The sequence below is a fragment of the Streptomyces sp. NPDC002520 genome, assembly GCF_053595235.1.
Map to the genome: position 1 here is coordinate 40,687 of NZ_JBSFXG010000024.1, position 20,411 is coordinate 61,097.

The window sequence follows — 20,411 nt, forward strand, 5'->3', positions numbered from 1 at the left end:
TTGAGCGACCAGCCGTACGAGGGCTACGACCCCTATCAGCAACAGCACCAGCAACAGGGGTATCAGCAGCAGGCGTGGCCCGATCAGGGGCAGACCGGTCACGGGCAGACCGGTTACGGGCAGCACGCCGGGCCGTACCCGCACACGGGGTACGACGCGCAGCAGGCGCACCAGGCGCAGCACTGGCAGGGCCAGACGTGGGAGTCGCAGACGCACGCGTCGGTACCGGCGGGGGAGACGGCGTACCTGCCGCCCTACGACGAGTACCAGCAGCAGCCGTACGCGGTGCCGGCCGGCGTCGCGCAGGCGCAGCCGGAAGCCGCACCCGCACCCGCTCCCACCCCCGCGCCCCCGCCCGCGTCCGGCGCGGAGGAGGGCGACCCGGCCTACGGTCCCGCCACCCTCGCCGGCAACGCCCGCATCACCGACGCCCAGCGGGCGCGGCTGGAGGGCCGCTCGCCGATCATCGACCCCGGCATGCAGCCCGCGCTGCTCACCGCGCTCCTCGGGCTGCTGCTGGCCGGCGCCGCCGCCGTCGGCACCTACGCCCTGCTCGTCCCGCTGGTGCTGCTCCAGGCCGTCACGGCGGCGGGCTGGTTCCGGCTGAACGGCATGTGGCCCGCCCGGCAGGGCATCGCGCTCGCCTTCCTGGGCGCGCTGGCCGCCGACGCCGCCGTCCTCGGCGCCGGACGCGAGCACGCGCCCGGCGCGATCCTCGGCACGCTCGGCGTCTGGGTCCTGCTCTGCCTGGTCCTCCAGCTCCGCTCACACGCGGACCCGGACGAGCGCATGTACGGCCTGATGGCGTCGGTCACCTCGGCGGCCCTCGCGATCGTGACCACCGGCTACCTCGGCGCCGACGCGCACGCGGTCTCGGTCGGCGCCGCCGCGGTGGCGGTCGCGGCCGTCGCCCGCGCGCTGCCCCTGCCGACCCCGGCCTCCGTGGCCGTGTCCGTCCTCGCGGCGGCCGGCGCGGGCATCGCCGTGGGCGGCATGACCGGCATGGGCGCGAAGGGCGCGCTGCTCGGCGCGGCGGCGGCGGTCTGCGCGCTGATCGGACACCGGGTCGCCGCGTACGACTACCCGTCCCGCTTCGTCCACTTCACCGCCGGTGTCGCCCTGCCGCTCGCGGCGGCGGCCCCGGTGGTGTGGGTCCTCGGCCGCGCGCTCGGCTAGAAGGCACCCTCACGCTTGACGACCCCGTCCACGAAGGCGGCCCAGCTCCCGACAGGGAAGACGAGGGCTCCCCGGGCGGGGTCTTTGCTGTCCCGGACGGGAACGACGGAGGGGATGTCGTGCCCGACCTCGATGCAGTTGCCGCCGTCCGAGTTGCTGTAGCTGCTCTTCTGCCAGGAGGCGGCGTCCAGAAAGTCGCCGGAGACTTCGACGCAGGCGCCGCCGTCCGTGTTGCTGTAGCTGCTCTTCTGCCAGGAGGCGGCATCCAGGAAGTCTTCGGACACCTCGACGCACTGGCCGCCGTCGGAGTTGCTGTGGCTGCTCCTGTGCCAGGAGGCGGCGTTCAGAAGGTCGTCGGAGACCTCGATGCACTCCCCGCCGTCCGGATTGCTGTAGCTGCTCTTGCGCCACGTCACGTTACTCAGATCGATGGCTCGCACGGCACTTCCTCCAACGTCTGCAGGATGACCTTCCGCGACTCGGCCGGGTTCAGTGCCAGGTCGCGCATCGCATCGTACGCACGGTGCATTCGCTCAACAGACCCGTATTCCTCCACCAGTTCACCTCGAAGGGCGTTCTCTGTGTACGCCACCGCTCGTCCGTCGAGGAGCCGTAGGAACATCACGGCCGTGCTCACGAGGCCATGTAAGCCAGCCTGTTGTGGCAGCACCTGGATCGTGACGTGCGGCCACTGCGATACCTCCAACAGGTGCTCCAGCTGTCGCCGCCACTCGCTCGCCTCCTGCAGCGGGGTCCGTAGTACCGCCTCGGCCAGGAGGGCCCGAAATGGCGGGGGGTCGTCACCCTCCAGCAACTTCCGTCGTCCGGTGCGCGCTTCGACCTGCTGGTCCAGCTTGTCGCCCTTGGCCCCACCCAGTGCGAGCACCTCACGGGCGTAGCCGTCGGTTTGCAACAGACCAGGCAGGACGCTGACCCCGTAGTGCCACAGGCTCATCGCCTCCGACTCCAGGATCATGTACCGCCGGTACTGCTCCTTGAACTGTGTCGGATCGGCCACCGCCAGTTCCCACAGGGTCACCAACAGCCCAGGTGTGCCGTAGTACTGGTCCAGCGCCTGCACGATCTCCGGGCCGCCCAGGGTCCGGCCGCTCTCCATCTTGCTGAACTGGGACGCGTCCCAGCCCACCTCCTTGGCGAGGTCCCGCAGACTGAGGCCGCGTTCGGTTCTCAGGCGCCGCAGCTCCTCGGTGAACCGCTCCCTGGGGTCCTGGCTGCGTCCCGTGATCACCAGCCTCTGTGGCATCGCCGCTCCTGTTGAATTTGTTGAATTTGGCACGCCAAGCGTTGAATTTGGGCCGCTCAACAACCTTTTCGCGCCTTCGTTGCGCCATGCTCGTAGCACGCAGCCGAACACGCAGCGTAGTCCCATGTTTGCGCTGCGCTCAGGCGTTCACGGAAAGGAACCGGGCGATATGACGGCGAAGTTGGGGCCCGACGAGAGCGGATCACTCTTCTACGACACCGCCACCGGCAAGGTGGGGGAGTACCAGGACAAGGCGGGCCCGTACGTGATGCTGCGCCCGGTCGGCGGCGGGCGGGAGTGGCAGGCCGACCCCGAGGCGCTGCGCCCGGCCACGGACCGGGAGCGGCTCGGCGAGAGCGTGCGGGCGGCCAACCAGCGGACTCGGACGCAGCCCGCGCTGCCGCCGTCGCTGGACGACATCAGCCGCCCGCCGCGTCCCGTGCCGGACTGCGGGACCTGCGCGGAACTGGCGGGGCTGCGGGAGGACGCGGTCTCGGCGCACGACCGCAGCGCCGAGACCGACGCCAACGTCCTGCTGCGGCAGCACCAGCGGCGGGAGCACCGGGCATGAGGGGCGGACCTGGCAAGAGGGGCGGCCAGGGGCTGCCGTACGAGGAGTGCCGGCGGCAGCGGCATGCCGCACGGCCGGAGTCCGCTCCGCTCGACCCCGGATACGCGATCCCGCCGTTCCGTCCCGGCCTGCCGCCGCGCGCCCCCACCCGTGTTCCCTCCCTCTGTCACGGGTGATCCACAAATCCCGCCCGGCCGGGCCCCGCAGGGTTACCGTGGCGATGAGCGACCATCACCGCCGACCCGGGGGACACTCACACCATGCGCGCCCTGCGAATAATCCTGATCATCGTCGTGATCCTGGGCGGGCTCTTCGTGATCGCCGACCGGGTGGCAGTGCACCTCGCCGAGGAAAAGGTCGCGGACAAGGTCAAGGCGACGGAGAACCTCGCCTCGACGCCGGACGTGGACATCAAGGGCTTCCCGTTCCTCACCCAGCTCGCCGGCGGCTCGCTGGACGACGTGCAGATCGGCATCAAGGACTACGAGGCGGCCACCGGCAACGGGGGCAGGACCATCCGCATCGACGACCTGAAGGCCGACATGAAGGGCGTCTCCTTCTCCGGCGACTACAGCTCCGCCACCGCCGGCTCCGCCACGGGCACCGCGACGATCTCGTACACGGAGCTGCTGAAGGCCGCCAGGTCCGAGCCGACCGAGGTCGCCCCCGGGATCCTGGCCCGGATCGTCGGCCTCTCCGACGGCGGCAACGGCAAGATCAAGGTCTCGGTGGAGGGCACCGTCTCGTCCCTCGGTATCAAGCGGACCGTGTCCGTGCTCAGCTCGGTGTCCGTCGTGGACGACAAGGTCCAGGTGCGCGCCGACAACCTGCCCGAGCTGGGTGTCGCCGCGATCGCCGAGAGCCGTATCCGTCAGGTCATCGACTTCCAGCAGGTCATCGACCGGCTGCCCGGCGGCATCAAGATCGACAAGGTGCAGGCCGCGCAGGACGGCGTCGAGATCACCGTGAAGGGTTCGGACGTCAAGCTGGCCGGGTAGGACCAGCGCGCGGGACGGACGAGCGGACAGGGAGCGGACGGACGCCGCCGGGCAGGGGTCCGGCGGCGGCGCGAGACGCCCGGCGTCCGACAGGCGAGACGTCTCCGTCCGCACCGCAGATGCGATGAGCGCCACGAGCGCCAGGAGGCCCCGGAACGCGGCCCCGGGCGCTTTCTTCATCCCGCTATACGGACGATCGTGTCTCAGGATTCGACACGCCGGTGACATGCCCGCCCGTACGTCCCTACGATCGAGCCCATGAAGCGACAGGCGGATCTCACGAAGCGGCGGGCAGTGGACCTGTGCCGCGTTGCCGCCATGCTCTGTCGCCCCTTCTGAGCGTAAGTCCCCGACTTCCGCGTCTCACCCCTGCCCTGCTCGAAGGGCACCCGTGCGCCTCCGGACGAAACCGGAGCCGCACCCGTACGCACTCGCACGCCCCGCCGCACCTGCCCCGGAGGAGAAAGAGCATGAGCCGCAGCGACGTCCTCGTAGACGCCGACTGGGTCGAGGCCCGCCTGGACGACCCGAACATCGCGATCGTCGAGGTGGACGAGGACACGTCCGCCTACGAGAAGAACCACATCAAGAACGCGATCCGCATCGACTGGACCAAGGACCTCCAGGACCCGGTCCGTCGTGACTTCGTCGACCAGGACGGCTTCGAGAAGCTCCTGTCGAAGAAGGGCATCGCCAACGACACCCTCGTGGTCCTCTACGGCGGCAACAACAACTGGTTCGCCTCCTACGCGTACTGGTACTTCAAGCTGTACGGCCACGAGAACGTCAAGCTCCTCGACGGCGGCCGCAAGAAGTGGGAGCTGGACGCCCGCGAGCTGGTCGACGGCGCCGACGTGCCCGAGCGCGCCGCGACCGACTACAAGGCCAAGGCGCAGGACACCTCGATCCGCGCCTTCCGCGACGAGGTCGTCGCCGCGATCGGCACGCAGAACCTGGTCGACGTCCGCTCGCCCGACGAGTTCTCCGGCAAGCTGCTCGCCCCCGCCCACCTCCCGCAGGAGCAGTCGCAGCGCCCGGGTCACGTCCCGAGCGCCCGCAACATCCCGTGGTCCAAGAACGCCAACGACGACGGCACCTTCAAGTCGGACGAGGACCTGAAGGCCCTCTACGCCGACGAGCAGGTGGACCTCGCCAAGGACACGATCGCCTACTGCCGCATCGGTGAGCGCTCGGCCCTGACCTGGTTCGTCCTGCACGAGCTGCTGGGCGTGGAGAACGTCAAGAACTACGACGGCTCCTGGACCGAGTACGGCTCCCTCGTCGGCGTGCCGATCGAGCTCGGCGCCAACAAGTAATCCCACCGACCGACCTTCTGGTCAGACCCCCTTACGGAGAAAGACATGTGTGGAGCGAAGGCCGGCGGCCCCGACGCCTCGACGATCAAGCCCGGTGAGACCACCATCCAGGGTCAGGTGACCCGCGACGGCGAGCCGGTGACGGGCTACGTCCGTCTGCTGGACTCGACCGGCGAGTTCACCGCGGAGGTTCCCACCTCCGCCACGGGTCAGTTCCGTTTCTACGCCGCCGAGGGCACCTGGACCGTTCGCGCCCTCGTCCCCGGCGCCACCGCCGACCGCACGGTCGTCGCCCAGCAGGGTGGCCTCGCCGAGGTCGCGATCGCGGTCTGAGGAACCTCAGCACCGGCAGAAGGGCCGCACCCCCCGGGTTGGACTCCTGGGGTGCGGCCCTTCGGCCTGTGCGGCCCCCTCGCGCCAGGGCGTATGCGGCCTACCCTGGAATCATGTACGCGCGGCGTAGGCACCTCTACTTCGCCATGATGGGGACCTGCATCTTCCTCTTCGTCCTGGCGTGGGCCGTCGTGCGGATCTGGTCGGTTCCGGCGGCGGTCGGGCTGTGTGTGGTGGCCATGCTCATCCCGCCCGTGGCGGCGATGGTCGCCAATCGGCGGGGGCCAGACGACCGGTGGTGGGACGACCCCTCCGGTGATCCGCAGTCCGACGAGTGGTGGGACGAGCTGGACGGCAAGAAGAAGCCGCCCACCAGGTAGCGGCCCCCCACCAGGTAGCGACCCCCAGGTAGCAGCCGTGCTCCGGGCGCTCAGTGCCCGCCTTCTCTGGCACGTTCCGTCAACGGCCCCATTCCGCCGATGAGTTGACGCAGGCAGCGGACCGCCAGGTCCGCCGGTGAGCCCGGTCCCGTCACCCCGGCCTCGTTGCCGGCCCAGGTCTCCAGGGCGATCCGGATGGCGTCGGTGGCGGCCGCGGCGACGAGCCGCACCTCCAGGGGGTCGGCCCCCTCGCCCGCGAGCCGGGCGATCACCGGGACGAGCCGTTCCTCGGAGTCCTGGTTCACCCGGTACCAGACCGCGCGCAGCGCGACGTCACCGGCGATGGCCCGCAGCAGCCCGCGCGTGCGCAGCAGCGCCTCGACCGACTCCGCGTCCGGCGTGGCCAGCGCCTGCTGGACCGCGCTCTCCAGCGCCCGGCCCAGCGGGGTGCCCGGCTCCGTCGCCTCCAGCAGCGCACGCCAGCGGTCGCCGCCGACCGTGAGCAGCGGGCTGACCGCGTCCTGCTTGGAGCGGAAGTACCGGTAGAAGGTGCGCAGCGCGATGCCCGCGCGGTGGGCGATCTCCTCGGCGGTCGTGCCGTCCGGGCCCCGCGTGGCGAACAGCTCGGCCGCCGCGTGCGCGATGTCGAGCTGGGTGGCGGCCTTGCGGCGCTCGGTCAGGGACGGGGACGACGGCTCGGTGCTCACCCCAGAAGCGTACGGCTTGCGACCGGAGTGCGGCACGCCGTGACGGGGTGGCAAACCGTGCCACTCAGGCGTAACGTGAAATGGCGTCGAGGCGCCTGACGTGAGAGAAACCGGCGCCATTCGGGCCGGGTCGAACAGCGACAGGCCGGGTTGGAGAAACACATGAACCGCTACGAAGGCCGTCGCGCCCTGGTCACCGGCGCCGGCTCCGGCATCGGCCAGGCCACCGTGCTGCGCATGCTCGAGGAGGGCGGCTCGGTCGTCGCCGTGGACGTCAGCGAGCGGGGCCTCGCCGACACCGTCGAGAAGGCCGCCGCGCACGCGGACCGCCTCACCACGCTCGTCGTCGACATCGCCGACGAGACCTCGGTGCGGGGTGGCGTCGCCGCCGCCGTCCAGGCGCTCGGCGGGCTGGACGTGCTGGTCAACGCGGCCGGCATCCTGCGCTCGTCGCACACCCACGAGACCGGTCTCGACGAGTTCAACCGCATCCTCCAGGTGAACCTCGTCGGCACGTTCCTGATGATCCGCGAGTCGATCCCGGCGCTGCTCCAGGGCAACGGCGCGGCGGTCGTCAACTTCAGCTCGACCTCCGCGATGTTCGCGCACCCCTACATGGCGGCCTACGCGGCGAGCAAGGGCGGCATCCAGTCCATGACCCACGCGCTCGCGGCCGAGTACGCCAAGCAGGGCATCCGCTTCACCGCCGTCCAGCCGGGCTCCATCTCCTCCGGCATGACGGACGGCAGCGGTGCCAGCGGCCAGAGCGCCGGTCCCGGCCTGCCCGCGGACGCCGACATGAGCCTGTTCATGAAGCTTGCGCCCGCTCTCGGCCAGGGCTTCGCCGGCCCGGAGACGGTGGCGTCCGTCGTCGCGATGCTCGCCTCGGACGACGGCAGGTTCATCACCGGCACCGAGGTCCGGATCGACGGCGGCACCCACTTCTGAGTGGGCCGGGCAGCCTCAGCAAGAGCAACAGGAGCACAGACATGCACGACCTGACCGGCAAGACCGTCATCATCACCGGCGGCGCCCGCGGCCTCGGCGCGGAAGCCGCCCGTCAGGCGGTCGCCGCCGGAGCGAACGTGGTGATCACCGACGTCCTGGACGAGGAGGGCGAGGCCACCGCCGCCGAACTCGGCAAGGCCGCCCGCTTCCTGCACCACGACGTCACCTCGGAGCAGGACTGGCAGCGCGTCGCCGACTTCGCCGTCGCCGAGTTCGGCTCCCTGCACGGCCTCGTGAACAACGCCGGCATCTCGACCGGCCAGTTCCTGGAGGCGGAGTCCGTCGAGCACTTCCGCAAGGTGCTCGACATCAACCTCACGGGCGTCTTCATCGGCATGAAGACCGTGATCCCCGCGATGAAGGAGAACGGCGGCGGCTCGATCGTCAACATCTCCTCCGCGGCCGGCCTGATGGGCCTCGCCCTCACCGCCGGATACGGCGCCTCCAAGTGGGGCGTGCGCGGGCTCACGAAGATCGGCGCCGTGGAGCAGGGGACGTCCCGCATCCGCGTCAACTCCGTGCACCCGGGGATGACGTACACCCCGATGACGGCGGCCGTCGGCATCGAGAAGGGTGAGGGCAAGTACCCGAACACGCCCATGGGCCGGGTCGGCGAGCCGCACGAGATCGCGGGCGCGGTCGTCTTCCTGCTCTCCGACGCCGCGTCCTACGTCACCGGCGCGGAACTGGCCGTGGACGGCGGCTGGACCACCGGCCCGACGATCAAGTACGTCATGGGCCAGTGAGGTCGCGCCGGTGACCGGCGCCGTACGGCTCGGCGGGCGAGCGCCCGGACGTCGTCAGTAGACGAGCGCCTGGGTCTCGTCCGCCACGGCTTCCTGGACGAAGACCTGGGCGCCGGCGATCCGTACCCCGTCGATGACGTCCTTCTCCGTGATCTCGCGGCGCGCCGCGCACTGCGTGCACAGCGTGATGCGGCCCGCGGCGAGGATCGACTCGATCAGATCGGGCAGCGGTGCCGCGTGCGGCAGCTCGAACTCGGCGGCCCGGCCCGGCAGCGCGAACCAGGACGACTCGCCGGTCAGCCACAGAGAGACCTCCACCCCGCTGGCGACGGCCACCGCCGCCACCGTGAACGCCTGCGAGCAGCGCTCGGGGGCGTCCGCCCCGGCCGTCACCTTGATCACGAGCTTCTTCGCCATGCCGGAAGCGTAAGCCCTCGCCGCCGGCGTCGGCCGCGCGGACGCAGGCCGCTGAGCCGTCCCGGCCGGAGGAGCCCCGGTACGGGCCCACCTCACCGGGAGAGTGCGGACCGGGCCGCGTAAGCTGAGCCCCGGCTCTGTGTACGTGTACGCCCACCCTCGCTCAAGGAGCACCCGTGGAGATCTTCTTCGAAACCCTGCTGGTCCTGGTCTGCGTCGGCGTCATCGCCTTCGCCGGACTGACCGTGAAGAAGCTGTACCAGGGCCAGCGCTGAACCCCCTCAAGGACCACACCAGGAACGGCCGCTCATGATCGAGATCCCGTCAGACCTGCACAAGGACCTCGTGCCCCTCGCCTTTCTGCTGGGCGACTGGGTCGGCGCGGGTGTCCACGACTTCCCCGGCGCGGAGAAGTGCAACTTCGGGCAGGAGGTCTCCTTCTCCCACGACGGCCGGGACTTCCTGGAGTACCACTCCCACACCTGGGTCCTGGACAAGGACGGCAACAAGGTGCGCCCGCTGGAGTCGGAGTCGGGCTACTGGCGGATCGGCCCCGACCGCAAGGTCGAGGTCACGACGACCCGTGACGACGGCACGGTGGAGATCTGGTACGGCGAGATGGCCGACCAGAAGCCGCAGATCGACCTTGCCACAGACACGATGGCGCACCTCCCCGACGCCCGTCCCTACAGCGGCGGCAAGCGCCTGTACGGCTACGTCAAGGGCGACCTGATGTGGGTCGGCGAGAAGCAGACCCCCGAGGTCGAGCTGCGCCCCTACATGTCGGCCCAGCTGAAGAAGGCCGTCACCCCGGAGGACGTCGAACGCTGGGCCAAGGCCCTCCCGGACGACATGCCGGACGACGGCATCGCCTTCTTCAAGTAGGCGTTCTCGCTTCAAGTAGGCGTTCTCGAAGCAGGCGGTCCCGCCTGCTTCGAGCTGGCATACGCAGTGCTCGGGCCCGCCTCAGGCGGGCCTTTGCTTCAGCTTCCGCCACACCCGCTCGAGATCCTGGATGTCCCGGTCGTCGAGGCGCTGAGCGCCGAGCGTCCGCCGCTGCGGACGCAGACCTCCGACTGGGCCCTTGACTTCGTCGGCACCAAGCTCTCCGACCTCGACGGTTCGGCCGTGCAGAACCTCACCGGGGGCTGGGTGGGCCGGACGATGCCGTGAGCGGCCGGGCGGACCTAGACTTTCCGGTGTGGTGAGCACCGACTGGAAGAGCGACCTCAGGCAGCGCGGCTACCGGCTGACGCCGCAGCGACAGCTTGTCCTCGAAGCCGTGGACACCCTTGAGCACGCGACCCCCGACGACATCCTCGTGGAGGTGCGCAAGACGGCGTCGGGGGTCAACATCTCCACCGTCTACCGGACGCTTGAGCTGCTGGAGGAACTGGGCCTGGTCAGCCACGCCCACCTCGGGCACGGTGCGCCCACCTACCACCTCGCCGACCGCCACCACCACCTCCACCTGGTGTGCCGGGACTGTGAGAACGTCATCGAGGCCGACGTGGCGGTGGCCGCCGACTTCACGGCCAAGCTGCGCGAGCAGTTCGGTTTCGACACCGACATGAAGCACTTCGCGCTCTTCGGCCGGTGCAAGGACTGCTCGCCGAAGGGTTCAAGTACCACGTCGTAGTCTTGCCGGTATGAAGAGTCCTCTGCTGTCCCTGCCCGGCGCCGTCCCCGCCGAGGGCGTGGACGAAGGCGTCGCCGCCCACTACGGCGACCTGTTCCGCGAACAGCGTGCCCTCGCCGACGGCACCGGATTCGTCGACCTCTCGCACCGCGGTGTCGTCGCCGTCACCGGCGAGGACCGCCTCGCCTGGCTGCACCTGCTGCTCACCCAGCACGTCAGCGATCTGCCCGTGGGCGAGGCCACCGAGGCGCTGATCCTCTCCGCGCACGGGCACATCGAGCACGCCCTCTACCTGGTGGACGACGGCACGACCGTCTGGGCCCACGTGGAGCCCGGCACCCAGGAGGCGCTGATCGCGTACCTGGAGTCGATGAAGTTCTTCTACCGCGTCGAGGTCGCCGACCGTACGGCCGACTTCGCGGTCGTCAGCCTGCCGGCGGGGTCGATCGCCGAGGTGCCCGAGGGCGTCGTCGTGCGCGAGACGGCGTACGGCCGTGATCTCTTCCTGCCGCGCGCGGACCTGGAGTCCTTCGCCGCGACGGCGGGTCCGGCGGCCGGTCTGCTGGCCCACGAGGCGCTGCGGGTCGAGCACCACCGGCCCCGGCTCGGCTTCGAGACCGACCACCGCACGATCCCGCACGAGCTGGGCTGGATCGGCACGGCGGTGCATCTGCAGAAGGGGTGCTACCGCGGCCAGGAGACGGTGGCCCGCGTCCAGAACCTGGGCAAGCCTCCGCGCCGGCTGGTCTTCCTGCACCTGGACGGCAGCGATGTGCACCTGCCGGTGCACGGGACCGAGGTCCGTGTCGCGGACGAGGGTCCCGACGGCCGGAAGATCGGCTTCGTGACGACGTCCGTACGCCACCACGAACTGGGCCCGATCGCCCTCGCCCTGGTCAAGCGGAACGTGCCCCTCGACGCGAGGCTCCTGGCCGGAGAGACGGCGGCGGCGCAGGAGGTCGTGGTCGCGCCGTAGTTGCCGTGGCTGTACGGGGTCTCGCCGTTGGGCCGCGGCGCGCTTCCGGCTGCGGGTGTGTCGTGGCCGCAGCACCCGGCGCCTAGATCTCCAGCAGCACCGTGAAAGGGCCGTCGTTCGTCAGGGACACCCTCATCCGGGCGCCGAAGCGGCCCGTGGCCACGGTGGCGCCCAGGGTTCGCAGTCGGGCGACCACCTCGTTCACCAGGGGCTCGGCGACGTCGCCGGGGGCGGCCGCGTTCCAGGTCGGCCGGCGGCCCTTGCGGGCGTCGCCGTAGAGGGTGAACTGGCTGATGACGAGCAGCGGGGCGTCGATGTCGCTGCACGACTTCTCGTCCTGCAGCATCCGGATCGACCAGAGCTTGCGGGCCAGTCGGGCCGCCTTCTCCTTGGTGTCGTCGTGCGTCACCCCGACCAGGACGCACAACCCCTCGCCCTCGATCGCTCCCACGGTCTCGCCGTCCACGACCACATCGGCCCCGTCGACCCTCTGCACCACCGCTCGCATGCGCCCCATCATGCCGGTTGCCCCACCCATCGCCGCAGGCGGCCTCATTATTGAACCTTAACCGTCCATCTGGGGCTGTTCGGGGGCACTCGGTCACATAGCGGCCACTTGGGGTGGCACGATGCTGACACACGCCGGTCGAGGGGACGGTCACAAGCACATGAGCACACCGAGCACCAGCGGGCGGCCGATCACGCACCGAGCGCCCGCGCAGCGCGGCGACACCGTGTCCGGCCCGTCGCTGCCCGCGGAGCCGGCCGAGCCCGACCTGGCCCGGCTGAGCCTGCCCGAACTGCGTGTCCTGCGCCGCGACGCCCAGCGCGACGAGGCGGACCTCAGCTATGTACGGCGGCTGCTGCAGGGCCGTATCGACATCCTGCGCGCGGAACTGGCCCGGCGCGGCAGGGCGTCCGTGCCGGCCCCGGCGGACGCCTCCGTGGTGGAGCGGCTCTCGGAGATCCTCACCGACGCCCCGGCCCGGCAGCGTTCCTCGGCCCGCCACGTCACCCTCGGCACGCCGCACAACGAGGAGTACGGGCAGCTGGCCGCGGAGATGCTCGCCGAGGTCGAGCTCTCGGACCTCCAGGCGCGCACCGACCTCGAACTCAGCACCGCCATGGGCCGCCTGGTCCGCTACGAGCAGGAGATCTCCCACCACCGCCACCACCTGCAGCGCACCGCCGACGACTGCAGCGGGGAGATCGCCCGCCGCTACCGGGTGGGCGAGGCACAGGTGGACGACCTGCTGACCTGACGCGGGGGCCGGGGCCGGGACGACGAGAGCGGGCCGGGACACGAGGGCCGGGCCTGGGGAAATGCGCGCGACACGGTCCGCGTCGCCCGCCTACCGTGGCCCCATGACCGACGTACGAGCTGTCACCGAGGACGAGTTCGAGGACTGGCAGCGGGCGCTGCACACCGGATTCCTGCGCGAGCCGGTGCTGACTCCCGAGCAGATCGAGGCCCGCCGCAGGCAGTTCGTGCCGGGCCGGCTGCTCGGCGCCTTCGACGGCGGCCGCTGCGTGGCCACCTTCCGTTCCTTCGCCCAGGAGATCACCGCGGTGGGCGGCGCGCCCGTGGCCGCGGACGCCGTCTCCAACGTCACCGTCAGCCCCACCCACCGCCGGCGCGGTCTGCTCACGGGCATGATGGGCCGGGACCTGGCGGCGGCGAAGGAGCGGGGTGACGTCGTCGCCACCCTGATCGCCGCCGAGTACCCGATCTACGGCCGTTACGGCTTCGGCCCGGCGACCTGGACGACCGAGTGGACCGTCGAGGTCCCGCGCGCCGGCCTCGACCCGCGCTGGTCCGGCCCCGAGGACGGAGGCCGCATCGACCTCGTGGACGGCGCCGACGTCCGCAAGCTCGGCCCCGAGCTGTACGAGCGGTTCCGCCGTGCGACGCCGGGCGCGGTCGACCGGGACGAGCTGTGGTGGCAGATGAACACCGGTGCCGTCCGCTTCCACCGGGACTGGACCGAGCCCTTCCACGCCGTCTACCGCAACGCCTTCGGCGAGGTCGAGGGTCTGGTGTCGTACGAGACCACCGACACCTGGCACGGCAAGCAGCCGGACAACACCGCCGACGTCAACGGGCTGATCGCCGCGACCCCCGCGGCCGAGCGCGCGCTGTGGCACTACCTGTGCTCGATCGACTGGATCACGAAGGTCAAGAGCGGCTGGCGCGGCCCGGACGACCTGCTGCCGTTCTTCCTCCCGGACCCGCGCGCGGCCCGGGTCACCACGCACGCGGACTGGCTGTGGGTGCGGATCCTGGACGTCGTACGCGCTTTGGAGTCGCGGACGTACGAGAGGTCGGGGGAAGTGGTGCTGGAGGTCGTGGACCGGGCGGGGCTCGCCGGGGGCCGGTTCCGGCTGGAGGCCTCGCCGGACGGGGTGTCGTGCACGCCCGCCGCCGGTGCGGCGGTCGATCTCACGCTGCCGGTGGACGAGTTGGCCACGGTCTGGCTGGGGGACGGGTCCCTGGCGCGGCTCGCGGTGCTCGGGCGGGTCGAGGAAGCACGAGAGGGCGCCGCCCGTCAGGCCGACGCCCTGTTCCGTACCTCCGGGCGACCGTGGTGCCCGGACATCTTCTGATCCGTCCCTCTGCTCCCTCCCTTCCTTCGACGACGCTGACCGTGCATCCGTAGCGAGCTGTTCAGTTGTCCCTCGTGTTCAGTTGTGGCTGTGCTCTGCCGTGTTCAGTTGTGACGGTGCGTTGCCGGTGTTCAGTTGTGGCTGTGCGGGCTGGTGCGTCGTGACGGTGCGCTTCGGTGGCCGTCCCCTGTCCGGGCTCCCGGCTCCCCTCCGGAAGGGAGCCCGGTCGGCCAACCACTGAGAAGCTCGACCATGTTGTGCCAAGTTGGCTACCAACTCCACGGTACTTATCTCCGCTTGGGGCCGTCGTATAACCACCTTCCCATGAACTGCCGGAAGATGGCGGGAAGTTGTAGTGTTTCTGTGTGGACCAGGAACACGCCCCCGTCAAGGGGCCTGAGAGGTCACAGCGGTCACGCGCGTCACACCGCGAGATGGCCGACGCCCTGCGCACCCGGATCAGCTCCGGTGCGCTGCGCCCCGGCCAGCGCCTGCCGACCCAGGTCAAGCCGGCCGACGAGTTCGGCGTCGAGCGCGGAGCCGTGCGCGAGGCGCTGCGCATCCTCCAGTCCGAGCATCTGCTCGCTAACGTGTCCAAGGGCAGCCCCGCCACCGTGGCCGTGCCGCTGGGCCCGGCCCGGCTGCCGGCCGGCCCCTCCGCCGTACCGCAGCCCACCATGGTGGGCCTCGCGCCACGCGTCGCCGCGGCCTTCGCCGCCCCGCACGTCGAGCACGAGCACCGGCAGCTGTACGACGCCGGGGGCATCCGTTCGATGCTGTTCCCCTTCGACCAGGGAGCGTGACTGCGTGACGCCACCTTCGTGGAGCGGTCCCACCTGTGGTTCAACGCGCTGTGGGAGACGATCAGTTCGGATCTGGTGCTGACGCCGTAGTGCTGTGCGTCGGGACGGTTCCAGGGGGGCGCGGAGTACCGAGTGCGACTCGGCCAAGTTAGCAACCAACTCTGTCTAGATGGCTGGCGGTTGTACCGTTTGGTCGTGACCCAGGAGAACGTGGCTGTGAATGGGAGAAGGCTCAATCCCCAGGAGATCGCCGACACCCTGCGCGAACGGATCCGCAGAGGCGACCTCAAGGTGGGCGAGCGCCTGCCCACCCAGGCCAAGCTGGCCGAGGAGTTCGGCGTGGAGCGCGGTGCCGTCCGCCAGGCTCTGCGCGCACTTCAGAAGGACGGCCTGCTCAGCAACGTCAGCAAGGGCAGCCCGCCGCGGATCGCCGGACGCGCCCCCGCGCTCGACGGGCCCCAGCCGACGATGGTGGTCCTCGCCCCCCGGCTGACCGAGGCGTTCTGCGCGCCCCACGTCCGCATCGACGCCGTGTGCCTGACCGCGCAGAGCCTGATCCCCGCGCTCGGAGAATCGCTGCGCATGATCCACGAGGGCCGCATCCGCCCCGACCGGATCCACGCCCGCGTCCTGCTGCCGTCCCGGGACATCAACCTCGCCTTCCCGGTCTCGGTCGACGCCCGGCGCGAGGACGACGACCCCGTCCACCAGCGCTGGCTGGCGATGCGCAACGCCCAGGGCCAGGTCCTGCAGTACAACCTCCAGGCCCTGCGCTCCACCCACGACATCGACGTACAGGTCACCTTCCGAGCCCTGCCGTTCACCCCGCCGGCCAAGCTGTACCTGCTCAACGGCGTGGAGGCGCTGTACGCGTACTACCTGGTCAGCCGGCGCGAGGAGCAGACGGACGGCGGAACGCTGGAGATGTACGACGCCCTCGGCTCCGAATCCCTCCTGTTCTCCTTCGATATGCGGGCCGGGCGACGGGACGCGGCGTTCGTGGAGCAGTCCCAGAAGTGGTTCGACGCCCTCTGGGAAACCATCACCACGGACCTGACACTCTCCTAGTGACTTCTGAGACGACGAAGACGGGACCGGCGGGGGCCGACAGCGCGCACGCGAGCGAGAGCCTCCGGGAACTGATCAGTCACGCCCGCGTGGTCCTGTGGGACTTCGACGGGCCGATCTGCCGCCTGTTCGCCGGGCATTCGGCGGAACGGGTGGCGAACGAGCTGGTGGACTGGCTCGAGGGCCGAGGGCTGCACGGACTCCTCAGCGAGGAGGAACGGGAGTCCCTCGACCCGCACGTCGTGCTGCGCGCCGTCGACCGCAGACACCCCGGCAGCGACCTCGTGGCCGAGCTGGAGGAACGCCTCACCCACGAGGAGCTGCGCGCCGCGACCTCCGCGATGCCCACCGCCTGGGCCGACCCCCTGATACGCACCTGGACGGCGGTCGGCTCCCGGCTCGCCATCGCCACCAACAACTCCCCCCGCGTGGTCCGCGCCTACCTCGAGGACCGGGGCCTGACCACCTGTTTCGCCCCCCACATCTACGGCCGCACCCAGGATCTGCACCACCTCGAGCCCCACCCGCACTGCCTCAACCGCGCCCTCAACGCGATGGGCGCCGCCCCCACGGCCGCCCTGATGATCGGCGACACCCCCTCGGACCTCGCGGCCGCGCGTCAGGCCGGCGTCCCCTTCCTCGGCTACGCGCATAACGAACGCAAGACCAAACTGCTGATCGAGGCCGGAGCCGAACACGTCGTGGGGACACTGGAGCCACTGCTGCGGGCGCTGCGGGCTTAGTCCCGCGCGAGCCGCCCCGTGGGGTAGCCCGTCTGCCTACGGATGGTGTGCGGGTTCCGTTCCGCCCGACACCTACGCTTTGTCTTGCCGGGACAGTAGTAGGTGTCGGGGCGGACGGACCGGTGGCCGTCGAGGCTGGTGGTGGCCGGACGCGCCGAGTGCGGGACGGGCCGAGGAACGGATGGAGCGACATGGCTGATGACCACGGTGACGTCGAGGACGCCTGGGAGCTTCTGGCCGCCGGTCCGGGCGCGGGCTGTGTCCTGTTCGACTTCGACGGACCTCTGTGCCGTCTGTTCCCCTACGGCACGTCCATGTCCGTGGCGGTCGAGCTGCGCCGGACCGTGGCGGCCGCCGGCGTCCTGGACGTCCTCACCGCGGCGGAACGTGAGGACAAGGATCCGCACGTGGTCCTCCGCGCGGTCCACCGGGCACGGGGGGACGGGGACCTCGGCGACCTTGTGCGGAGGCTGGAGGCGCAGGTGACGGAGGGCGAGCTCGGGGCCGTCCCTCACGCCCTGCCCACTGTCGGCGCCGACCGGCTTGTCGCCTGGCTGGCCGACCGCGGCTCCCGGCTGGCCGTCGTCACGAACAACGCGGCCGGCGCGGCGGATCGGTACCTGCGGGAGCGGGGTCTGCGGACCTGTTTCGAGACCATCCACGGGCGGGGCGCGGATCCGGACCTGATGAAGCCCCACCCGGACGTCGTCGTCCGCGCCCTGCGGAGCCTGGGGCTCCCCCCGGAGGAAGCGGTGATGATCGGGGACACGCCCACGGACTTCGTCGCCGCCGAGCGGGCCGGGGTCCGCTTCGTCGGCTACGGCCGGAACGAGGGGAAACGGCAGCTGCTGCGCGATGCCGGAGCGAAGGTGGTGCTGGCGTCGTACGAGTCGCTGCTGGAGCTGGCCCGGCGCCGCGGCGAACAGGTACCGGACAAGTCCGGTTGTTGATCCCGCTGTCCCCTTCCTGACCCACCCGCTCACCGGGCACCATGTGCGAGGCACTTCAAGGTGCTTGCTCCGAGGGGGATTTGGTGGCGGATACCACGCTGAGAAGCAGGATGGCGGCGCGCTGGACGCGGGCCGAGGGCACGGTGTCGAGGATTCTGCTGCTGGCGGTGTTCGCCGTCGGCCTGGTCGCGCAGTTCGTCAAACCCGTGGGTGACGCTCTGGAGGGCAAGGCGTACATCGGCGGGGCGTTGCTGAGTCTGGTGGGCTACGTCCTCTACAGCGAGGTGCAGCGGCTGAACGCGGCCCACGAGGCACAGCGGGATGCCACGGAGCACCTGCGGGACACCATCCGGGTGCTGACCGACCAGGTCGCGGAACTCGGCGAGGCCCAGCATTCGGCGGCCGCATCGCAGATCACCCCGAACGATCTGGCGGAGGAGTACCGCCAGGCGCTGCGGGACGGCGAGGCCGTCCGGCTGTCCGTCCTGGGCTTCACCGGAGAAACCGTCGCCCCCAAGCTCAAGGAGTTGCTGGGCGATCTGCCCGCCAACGCGCGACGCACGGTGTCCGTCCGGGTACTCGTCCCCGACTTCAGCAAGCCGATCGAGGTTCCCGGGTTGCTCGACGAGGACGGCACGGCCGGTGACGCGGCCGGGTTCCGTGCCTATCTGCGTGTCAGGATCTCCGGGTTCGAGTCGGAGCTGAGAGAGATGATCGGCAGGATGCGCCACGCCGCGCAGGGCACCCTGACGGTGGAGTTCCGGGCGCTGCACATGTCGCCGATGCTGAAGCTCTACCTCGTCAACGACGACTGCGTGTTCGAGGGCATCTACGACAAGCTCGTGCGGCGGCCCGACGAGTACGGCCCGGTCCTCGCCCCCGGCGCGGGCGAGGGTGGGGAGCTGCTCGACCTCATAGGACACGACTCGCTGCTGACGCGCTGGAACCGGGACGACGGCCCGCACGCACGGAAGATCATCCAGCGCCGCCAGGAGCTGTTCGAGACGTTCTGGAAGGCGGCCCACCCGCTCCCCGCACGCCTCCCGGGCCGCCGCCGGCCCGTACAGCAGAGCCAGGACTGAGCGCGGCGAGGAGCGGAAGGGGCCCGAATGTCCGAGCGGTCGAACGGTTCGGCGCCCAGCCGTGTGGGGTCCCGGCTGAGGCGCTTCCAGGAGCGTTTCGAGTCGATGGTGACCCGCGTCGTGCTCCTCGGGATCTTCGTCACCGGTCTCACCGCTCAGTTCGTGAAGCCGGTCGGTGACGCGCTGGACGGCAAGGCCTACCTCGGCGGCGCACTGCTCAGCCTGGTCGGCTATGTGCTGTACGACCAGGTGAAGGAGCTGTCCTCGGCGGTACGGGCGGTGCCGAGCCGGGCGCCGGTGAACTCCAGCCAGCTGGGGAGCTTCGTCAGCGAGGCCTTCGATGCCCGGAAGGTGGAGATCAGCTTTCTCGGGTACACGGGCGAGACGCTCTTCAACGCGCTGTACCACCGTCTGGAGGACCTCGTCGACAACCCCGGTCCCATCCGGCGTGTGTCGATCCGCATGCTGATCCCGGACTTCGGCCTGCCGATGACGGTGCCGTCCAAAGTGGGGGACGAGGATCTGCCGGTCGACGACCCGCACTTCCGCACACGCATGGAGCAGCGCTGCCGCGAGTACGACGGCATCCTGTCGCAGCTCGCCGAGCGGCTCACGGCGACCGGCCCGGTCGTCGTGGAGTGCGAGTACCGCTTCTATCCGGGCATACCGCGCGACAAGATCTGTATCTTCAACCGGAAACAGGTGCTGCACGGCCTGTACGACCTTTCCGCGCGGATGCGGCTGGACCCTATGGGCGACGAGTACTTCGACCCCAAGGGCTACCGGACCGACCTGAACGTGTGGTCGCGGGACGGCTCGTCCGCTGCCGAGGCGGCCGTCTCGACGTGGAACAAGCACTTCGACGATCTGTGGAGCCTCGCGAGAAGGCCCGGGTGGCGGCCGGGAGCGGCTGTCTGAGGGCGTGCCCTCCGCGCCCTCCCCGTGGCCGCCGCGGTGCGTAGGCTCCCCTCATGGGTGAGATGGGCCTGCGCGAGCGCAAGAAGCGGCGGATGTACCAGGAGGTGTCGGACACCGCGGTGCGGCTGTTCCTGGAGAAGGGCTTCGACGCCGTGTCGGTGGCGGAGGTCGCCGCCGCGGCCGGGATCTCCAAGCCGACCCTGTTCCGGTACTTCCCGACCAAGGAGGACCTGGTCCTGCACCGGATCGCGGACCACGAGTCGGAGGCCGCACGGGTGGTCGCCGGTGCGGAGCAGCCGATGGAGGCGCTGCGCCGGAACTTTCTGGAGGGGCTTGAGCGGTGCGATCCGGTGACGGGGCTGAACGCGCATCCGGCGGTGCTCGCGTTCCACCGTCTGCTGTACGGGACTCCGGCGCTGGTGGCACGGGCGTACTCCTTCCAGGAGCGGTCGGAGGCGGCGCTCGCCGAGGCCCTCGGCGGGGGGCTGGACGCGCGGCTGGCCGCCGGGCAGATCATCGCCGTCCAGCGGATCCTCGCGATGGACAACTGGCGGCGGATCGCGGCGGGCGAGGACGTGGAGGACGTACGGCCGGACGCGGTGGCGGCGGCCGAGCGGGCCTTCGGACGGCTGGCGGCGGGCCTGTCCGGGCTCACGGGCCGTGTGATGGATGAGACTCGGTAAAGAATTTAACCGAGTTACGTTTTCTGGGT

The 20,411-nt window shown here is 70.5% G+C and carries 26 protein-coding genes and 2 pseudogenes; 22 read left to right on the forward strand and 6 right to left on the reverse strand.

The window, feature by feature from the left end; genetic code table 11:
- Entirely contained in the window at positions 1–1,176 is a 1,176-nt protein-coding gene (locus tag ACWD5D_RS28670; RefSeq protein ID WP_451375645.1) for a hypothetical protein, read from the forward strand.
- Here the strand turns inward: ACWD5D_RS28670 and ACWD5D_RS28675 are convergent.
- The 3 genes and pseudogenes from ACWD5D_RS28675 to ACWD5D_RS28685 all read right to left on the reverse strand — a co-directional run bounded on the left by ACWD5D_RS28675 (position 1,173) and on the right by ACWD5D_RS28685 (position 2,440).
- Complete coding sequence (locus ACWD5D_RS28675) at positions 1,173–1,544, reverse strand: DUF397 domain-containing protein (RefSeq protein WP_451375748.1); 372 nt, start codon at positions 1,542–1,544, stop codon at positions 1,173–1,175. The two genes, ACWD5D_RS28670 and ACWD5D_RS28675, sit on opposite strands and share 4 nt — an antisense overlap.
- Positions 1,536–1,616, reverse strand: a pseudogene (locus ACWD5D_RS28680) (DUF397 domain-containing protein); the annotation flags it as partial. The gene ACWD5D_RS28675 and the pseudogene ACWD5D_RS28680, both read right to left, overlap by 9 nt.
- Entirely contained in the window at positions 1,598–2,440 is an 843-nt protein-coding gene (locus ACWD5D_RS28685; protein ID WP_451375646.1) for a helix-turn-helix domain-containing protein, read from the reverse strand. The pseudogene ACWD5D_RS28680 and the gene ACWD5D_RS28685, both read right to left, overlap by 19 nt.
- Positions 2,441–2,609: 169 nt before the next feature.
- Between ACWD5D_RS28685 and ACWD5D_RS28690 the strand changes: the two genes are divergently transcribed.
- From ACWD5D_RS28690 to ACWD5D_RS28715, 6 genes are all read left to right on the forward strand, one after another.
- Positions 2,610–3,011, forward strand: a complete 402-nt coding sequence (locus tag ACWD5D_RS28690; protein ID WP_451375647.1) for a hypothetical protein — start codon at positions 2,610–2,612, stop codon at positions 3,009–3,011.
- A gap of 260 nt (positions 3,012–3,271) precedes the next feature.
- Complete coding sequence (locus tag ACWD5D_RS28695) at positions 3,272–4,009, forward strand: LmeA family phospholipid-binding protein (RefSeq protein ID WP_451375648.1); 738 nt, start codon at positions 3,272–3,274, stop codon at positions 4,007–4,009.
- Positions 4,010–4,267: 258 nt separating this feature from the next.
- A complete protein-coding gene (locus ACWD5D_RS28700) occupies positions 4,268–4,348 on the forward strand; it encodes an Ms5788A family Cys-rich leader peptide (protein WP_350751515.1) in 81 nt (26 codons plus the stop codon).
- 131 nt (positions 4,349–4,479) lie between these two features.
- Complete coding sequence (locus tag ACWD5D_RS28705) at positions 4,480–5,325, forward strand: sulfurtransferase (protein WP_451375649.1); 846 nt, start codon at positions 4,480–4,482, stop codon at positions 5,323–5,325.
- Between the two features lie 45 nt (positions 5,326–5,370).
- Positions 5,371–5,658: a DUF1416 domain-containing protein gene (locus tag ACWD5D_RS28710; protein WP_010351646.1), complete on the forward strand. Its 288-nt coding sequence runs from the start codon at positions 5,371–5,373 to the stop codon at positions 5,656–5,658.
- Between the two features lie 113 nt (positions 5,659–5,771).
- Positions 5,772–6,038, forward strand: coding sequence for a DUF3099 domain-containing protein (locus ACWD5D_RS28715; protein ID WP_451375650.1), 267 nt, complete (start codon positions 5,772–5,774; stop codon positions 6,036–6,038).
- A 50-nt stretch (positions 6,039–6,088) separates the two neighbouring features.
- Here ACWD5D_RS28715 and ACWD5D_RS28720 read toward each other — a convergent pair whose 3' ends face one another.
- Entirely contained in the window at positions 6,089–6,745 is a 657-nt protein-coding gene (locus tag ACWD5D_RS28720; protein WP_451375651.1) for a TetR family transcriptional regulator, read from the reverse strand.
- A gap of 162 nt (positions 6,746–6,907) precedes the next feature.
- On the opposite strand from ACWD5D_RS28720, the gene ACWD5D_RS28725 reads away from it, so the two are divergent.
- The gene (locus ACWD5D_RS28725; RefSeq protein ID WP_451375652.1) at positions 6,908–7,693 is read left to right on the forward strand and encodes an SDR family NAD(P)-dependent oxidoreductase; all 786 of its coding nucleotides are present in this window, start codon (positions 6,908–6,910) and stop codon (positions 7,691–7,693) included.
- Between the two features lie 41 nt (positions 7,694–7,734).
- Positions 7,735–8,499, forward strand: a complete 765-nt coding sequence (locus ACWD5D_RS28730; RefSeq protein WP_451375653.1) for a glucose 1-dehydrogenase — start codon at positions 7,735–7,737, stop codon at positions 8,497–8,499.
- A gap of 54 nt (positions 8,500–8,553) precedes the next feature.
- Here the strand turns inward: ACWD5D_RS28730 and ACWD5D_RS28735 are convergent, their stop codons facing one another.
- Positions 8,554–8,916: a DsrE family protein gene (locus tag ACWD5D_RS28735; RefSeq protein WP_451375654.1), complete on the reverse strand. Its 363-nt coding sequence runs from the start codon at positions 8,914–8,916 to the stop codon at positions 8,554–8,556.
- Between the two features lie 309 nt (positions 8,917–9,225).
- Between ACWD5D_RS28735 and ACWD5D_RS28740 the strand changes: the two genes are divergently transcribed.
- From ACWD5D_RS28740 to ygfZ, 4 genes are all read left to right on the forward strand, one after another.
- The gene (locus ACWD5D_RS28740; protein WP_451375655.1) at positions 9,226–9,801 is read left to right on the forward strand and encodes an FABP family protein; all 576 of its coding nucleotides are present in this window, start codon (positions 9,226–9,228) and stop codon (positions 9,799–9,801) included.
- 93 nt (positions 9,802–9,894) lie between these two features.
- On the forward strand, positions 9,895–10,089 hold the full coding sequence (locus ACWD5D_RS28745) for a hypothetical protein (RefSeq protein WP_451375656.1): 195 nt from the start codon (positions 9,895–9,897) through the stop codon (positions 10,087–10,089).
- A gap of 28 nt (positions 10,090–10,117) precedes the next feature.
- Positions 10,118–10,555 carry a Fur family transcriptional regulator gene (locus ACWD5D_RS28750; RefSeq protein ID WP_451375657.1) on the forward strand — a complete coding sequence of 146 codons (438 nt, stop codon included), beginning with the start codon at positions 10,118–10,120 and terminating at the stop codon, positions 10,553–10,555.
- Positions 10,556–10,565: 10 nt separating this feature from the next.
- On the forward strand, positions 10,566–11,531 hold the full coding sequence (ygfZ, locus tag ACWD5D_RS28755; RefSeq protein WP_451375658.1) for a CAF17-like 4Fe-4S cluster assembly/insertion protein YgfZ: 966 nt from the start codon (positions 10,566–10,568) through the stop codon (positions 11,529–11,531).
- A gap of 82 nt (positions 11,532–11,613) precedes the next feature.
- Here the strand turns inward: ygfZ and dtd are convergent, their stop codons facing one another.
- Positions 11,614–12,039, reverse strand: a complete 426-nt coding sequence (gene dtd, locus ACWD5D_RS28760; RefSeq protein WP_451375659.1) for a D-aminoacyl-tRNA deacylase — start codon at positions 12,037–12,039, stop codon at positions 11,614–11,616.
- Positions 12,040–12,199: 160 nt separating this feature from the next.
- Here dtd and ACWD5D_RS28765 point away from each other — a divergent pair, with 160 nt between their 5' ends.
- From ACWD5D_RS28765 to ACWD5D_RS28805, 9 genes and pseudogenes are all read left to right on the forward strand, one after another.
- The gene (locus ACWD5D_RS28765) at positions 12,200–12,793 is read left to right on the forward strand and encodes an RsiG family protein (RefSeq protein WP_451375660.1); all 594 of its coding nucleotides are present in this window, start codon (positions 12,200–12,202) and stop codon (positions 12,791–12,793) included.
- A 103-nt stretch (positions 12,794–12,896) separates the two neighbouring features.
- Positions 12,897–14,135: a GNAT family N-acetyltransferase gene (locus ACWD5D_RS28770; protein ID WP_451375661.1), complete on the forward strand. Its 1,239-nt coding sequence runs from the start codon at positions 12,897–12,899 to the stop codon at positions 14,133–14,135.
- 434 nt (positions 14,136–14,569) lie between these two features.
- A pseudogene (locus ACWD5D_RS28775) lies at positions 14,570–15,028 on the forward strand (GntR family transcriptional regulator).
- A 99-nt stretch (positions 15,029–15,127) separates the two neighbouring features.
- Positions 15,128–16,006 (forward strand): winged helix-turn-helix domain-containing protein, encoded by an 879-nt coding sequence (locus ACWD5D_RS28780; protein ID WP_451375662.1) that lies wholly within the window; start codon positions 15,128–15,130, stop codon positions 16,004–16,006.
- Positions 16,006–16,749, forward strand: coding sequence for an HAD family hydrolase (locus ACWD5D_RS28785; protein ID WP_451375663.1), 744 nt, complete (start codon positions 16,006–16,008; stop codon positions 16,747–16,749). Before ACWD5D_RS28780 ends, ACWD5D_RS28785 begins: the two co-directional genes overlap by 1 nt.
- Positions 16,750–16,940: 191 nt before the next feature.
- Positions 16,941–17,699 carry an HAD family hydrolase gene (locus tag ACWD5D_RS28790; protein ID WP_451375664.1) on the forward strand — a complete coding sequence of 253 codons (759 nt, stop codon included), beginning with the start codon at positions 16,941–16,943 and terminating at the stop codon, positions 17,697–17,699.
- 83 nt (positions 17,700–17,782) lie between these two features.
- Positions 17,783–18,781: an ATP/GTP-binding protein gene (locus tag ACWD5D_RS28795; RefSeq protein ID WP_451375665.1), complete on the forward strand. Its 999-nt coding sequence runs from the start codon at positions 17,783–17,785 to the stop codon at positions 18,779–18,781.
- Between the two features lie 27 nt (positions 18,782–18,808).
- Entirely contained in the window at positions 18,809–19,699 is an 891-nt protein-coding gene (locus ACWD5D_RS28800; RefSeq protein WP_451375666.1) for a hypothetical protein, read from the forward strand.
- 53 nt (positions 19,700–19,752) lie between these two features.
- Positions 19,753–20,382, forward strand: a complete 630-nt coding sequence (locus ACWD5D_RS28805; RefSeq protein ID WP_451375667.1) for a TetR/AcrR family transcriptional regulator — start codon at positions 19,753–19,755, stop codon at positions 20,380–20,382.
- Positions 20,383–20,411 lie beyond the last annotated feature (29 nt).

Coding starts and splice junctions, on each gene's coding strand:
- ACWD5D_RS28725 (WP_451375652.1), top strand. CDS start 6,908: ATGAACCGCTACGAAGGCCGTCGCGCCCTGGTCACCGGCGCCGGCTCC.
- ACWD5D_RS28705 (WP_451375649.1), top strand. CDS start 4,480: ATGAGCCGCAGCGACGTCCTCGTAGACGCCGACTGGGTCGAGGCCCGC.
- ACWD5D_RS28790 (WP_451375664.1), top strand. CDS start 16,941: ATGGCTGATGACCACGGTGACGTCGAGGACGCCTGGGAGCTTCTGGCC.
- ACWD5D_RS28695 (WP_451375648.1), top strand. CDS start 3,272: ATGCGCGCCCTGCGAATAATCCTGATCATCGTCGTGATCCTGGGCGGG.
- dtd (WP_451375659.1), bottom strand. CDS start 12,039: ATGCGAGCGGTGGTGCAGAGGGTCGACGGGGCCGATGTGGTCGTGGAC.
- ACWD5D_RS28740 (WP_451375655.1), top strand. CDS start 9,226: ATGATCGAGATCCCGTCAGACCTGCACAAGGACCTCGTGCCCCTCGCC.
- ygfZ (WP_451375658.1), top strand. CDS start 10,566: ATGAAGAGTCCTCTGCTGTCCCTGCCCGGCGCCGTCCCCGCCGAGGGC.
- ACWD5D_RS28715 (WP_451375650.1), top strand. CDS start 5,772: ATGTACGCGCGGCGTAGGCACCTCTACTTCGCCATGATGGGGACCTGC.
- ACWD5D_RS28805 (WP_451375667.1), top strand. CDS start 19,753: ATGGGTGAGATGGGCCTGCGCGAGCGCAAGAAGCGGCGGATGTACCAG.
- ACWD5D_RS28735 (WP_451375654.1), bottom strand. CDS start 8,916: ATGGCGAAGAAGCTCGTGATCAAGGTGACGGCCGGGGCGGACGCCCCC.
- ACWD5D_RS28710 (WP_010351646.1), top strand. CDS start 5,371: ATGTGTGGAGCGAAGGCCGGCGGCCCCGACGCCTCGACGATCAAGCCC.
- ACWD5D_RS28690 (WP_451375647.1), top strand. CDS start 2,610: ATGACGGCGAAGTTGGGGCCCGACGAGAGCGGATCACTCTTCTACGAC.
- ACWD5D_RS28765 (WP_451375660.1), top strand. CDS start 12,200: ATGAGCACACCGAGCACCAGCGGGCGGCCGATCACGCACCGAGCGCCC.
- ACWD5D_RS28770 (WP_451375661.1), top strand. CDS start 12,897: ATGACCGACGTACGAGCTGTCACCGAGGACGAGTTCGAGGACTGGCAG.
- ACWD5D_RS28700 (WP_350751515.1), top strand. CDS start 4,268: ATGAAGCGACAGGCGGATCTCACGAAGCGGCGGGCAGTGGACCTGTGC.
- ACWD5D_RS28685 (WP_451375646.1), bottom strand. CDS start 2,440: ATGCCACAGAGGCTGGTGATCACGGGACGCAGCCAGGACCCCAGGGAG.
- ACWD5D_RS28800 (WP_451375666.1), top strand. CDS start 18,809: ATGTCCGAGCGGTCGAACGGTTCGGCGCCCAGCCGTGTGGGGTCCCGG.
- ACWD5D_RS28730 (WP_451375653.1), top strand. CDS start 7,735: ATGCACGACCTGACCGGCAAGACCGTCATCATCACCGGCGGCGCCCGC.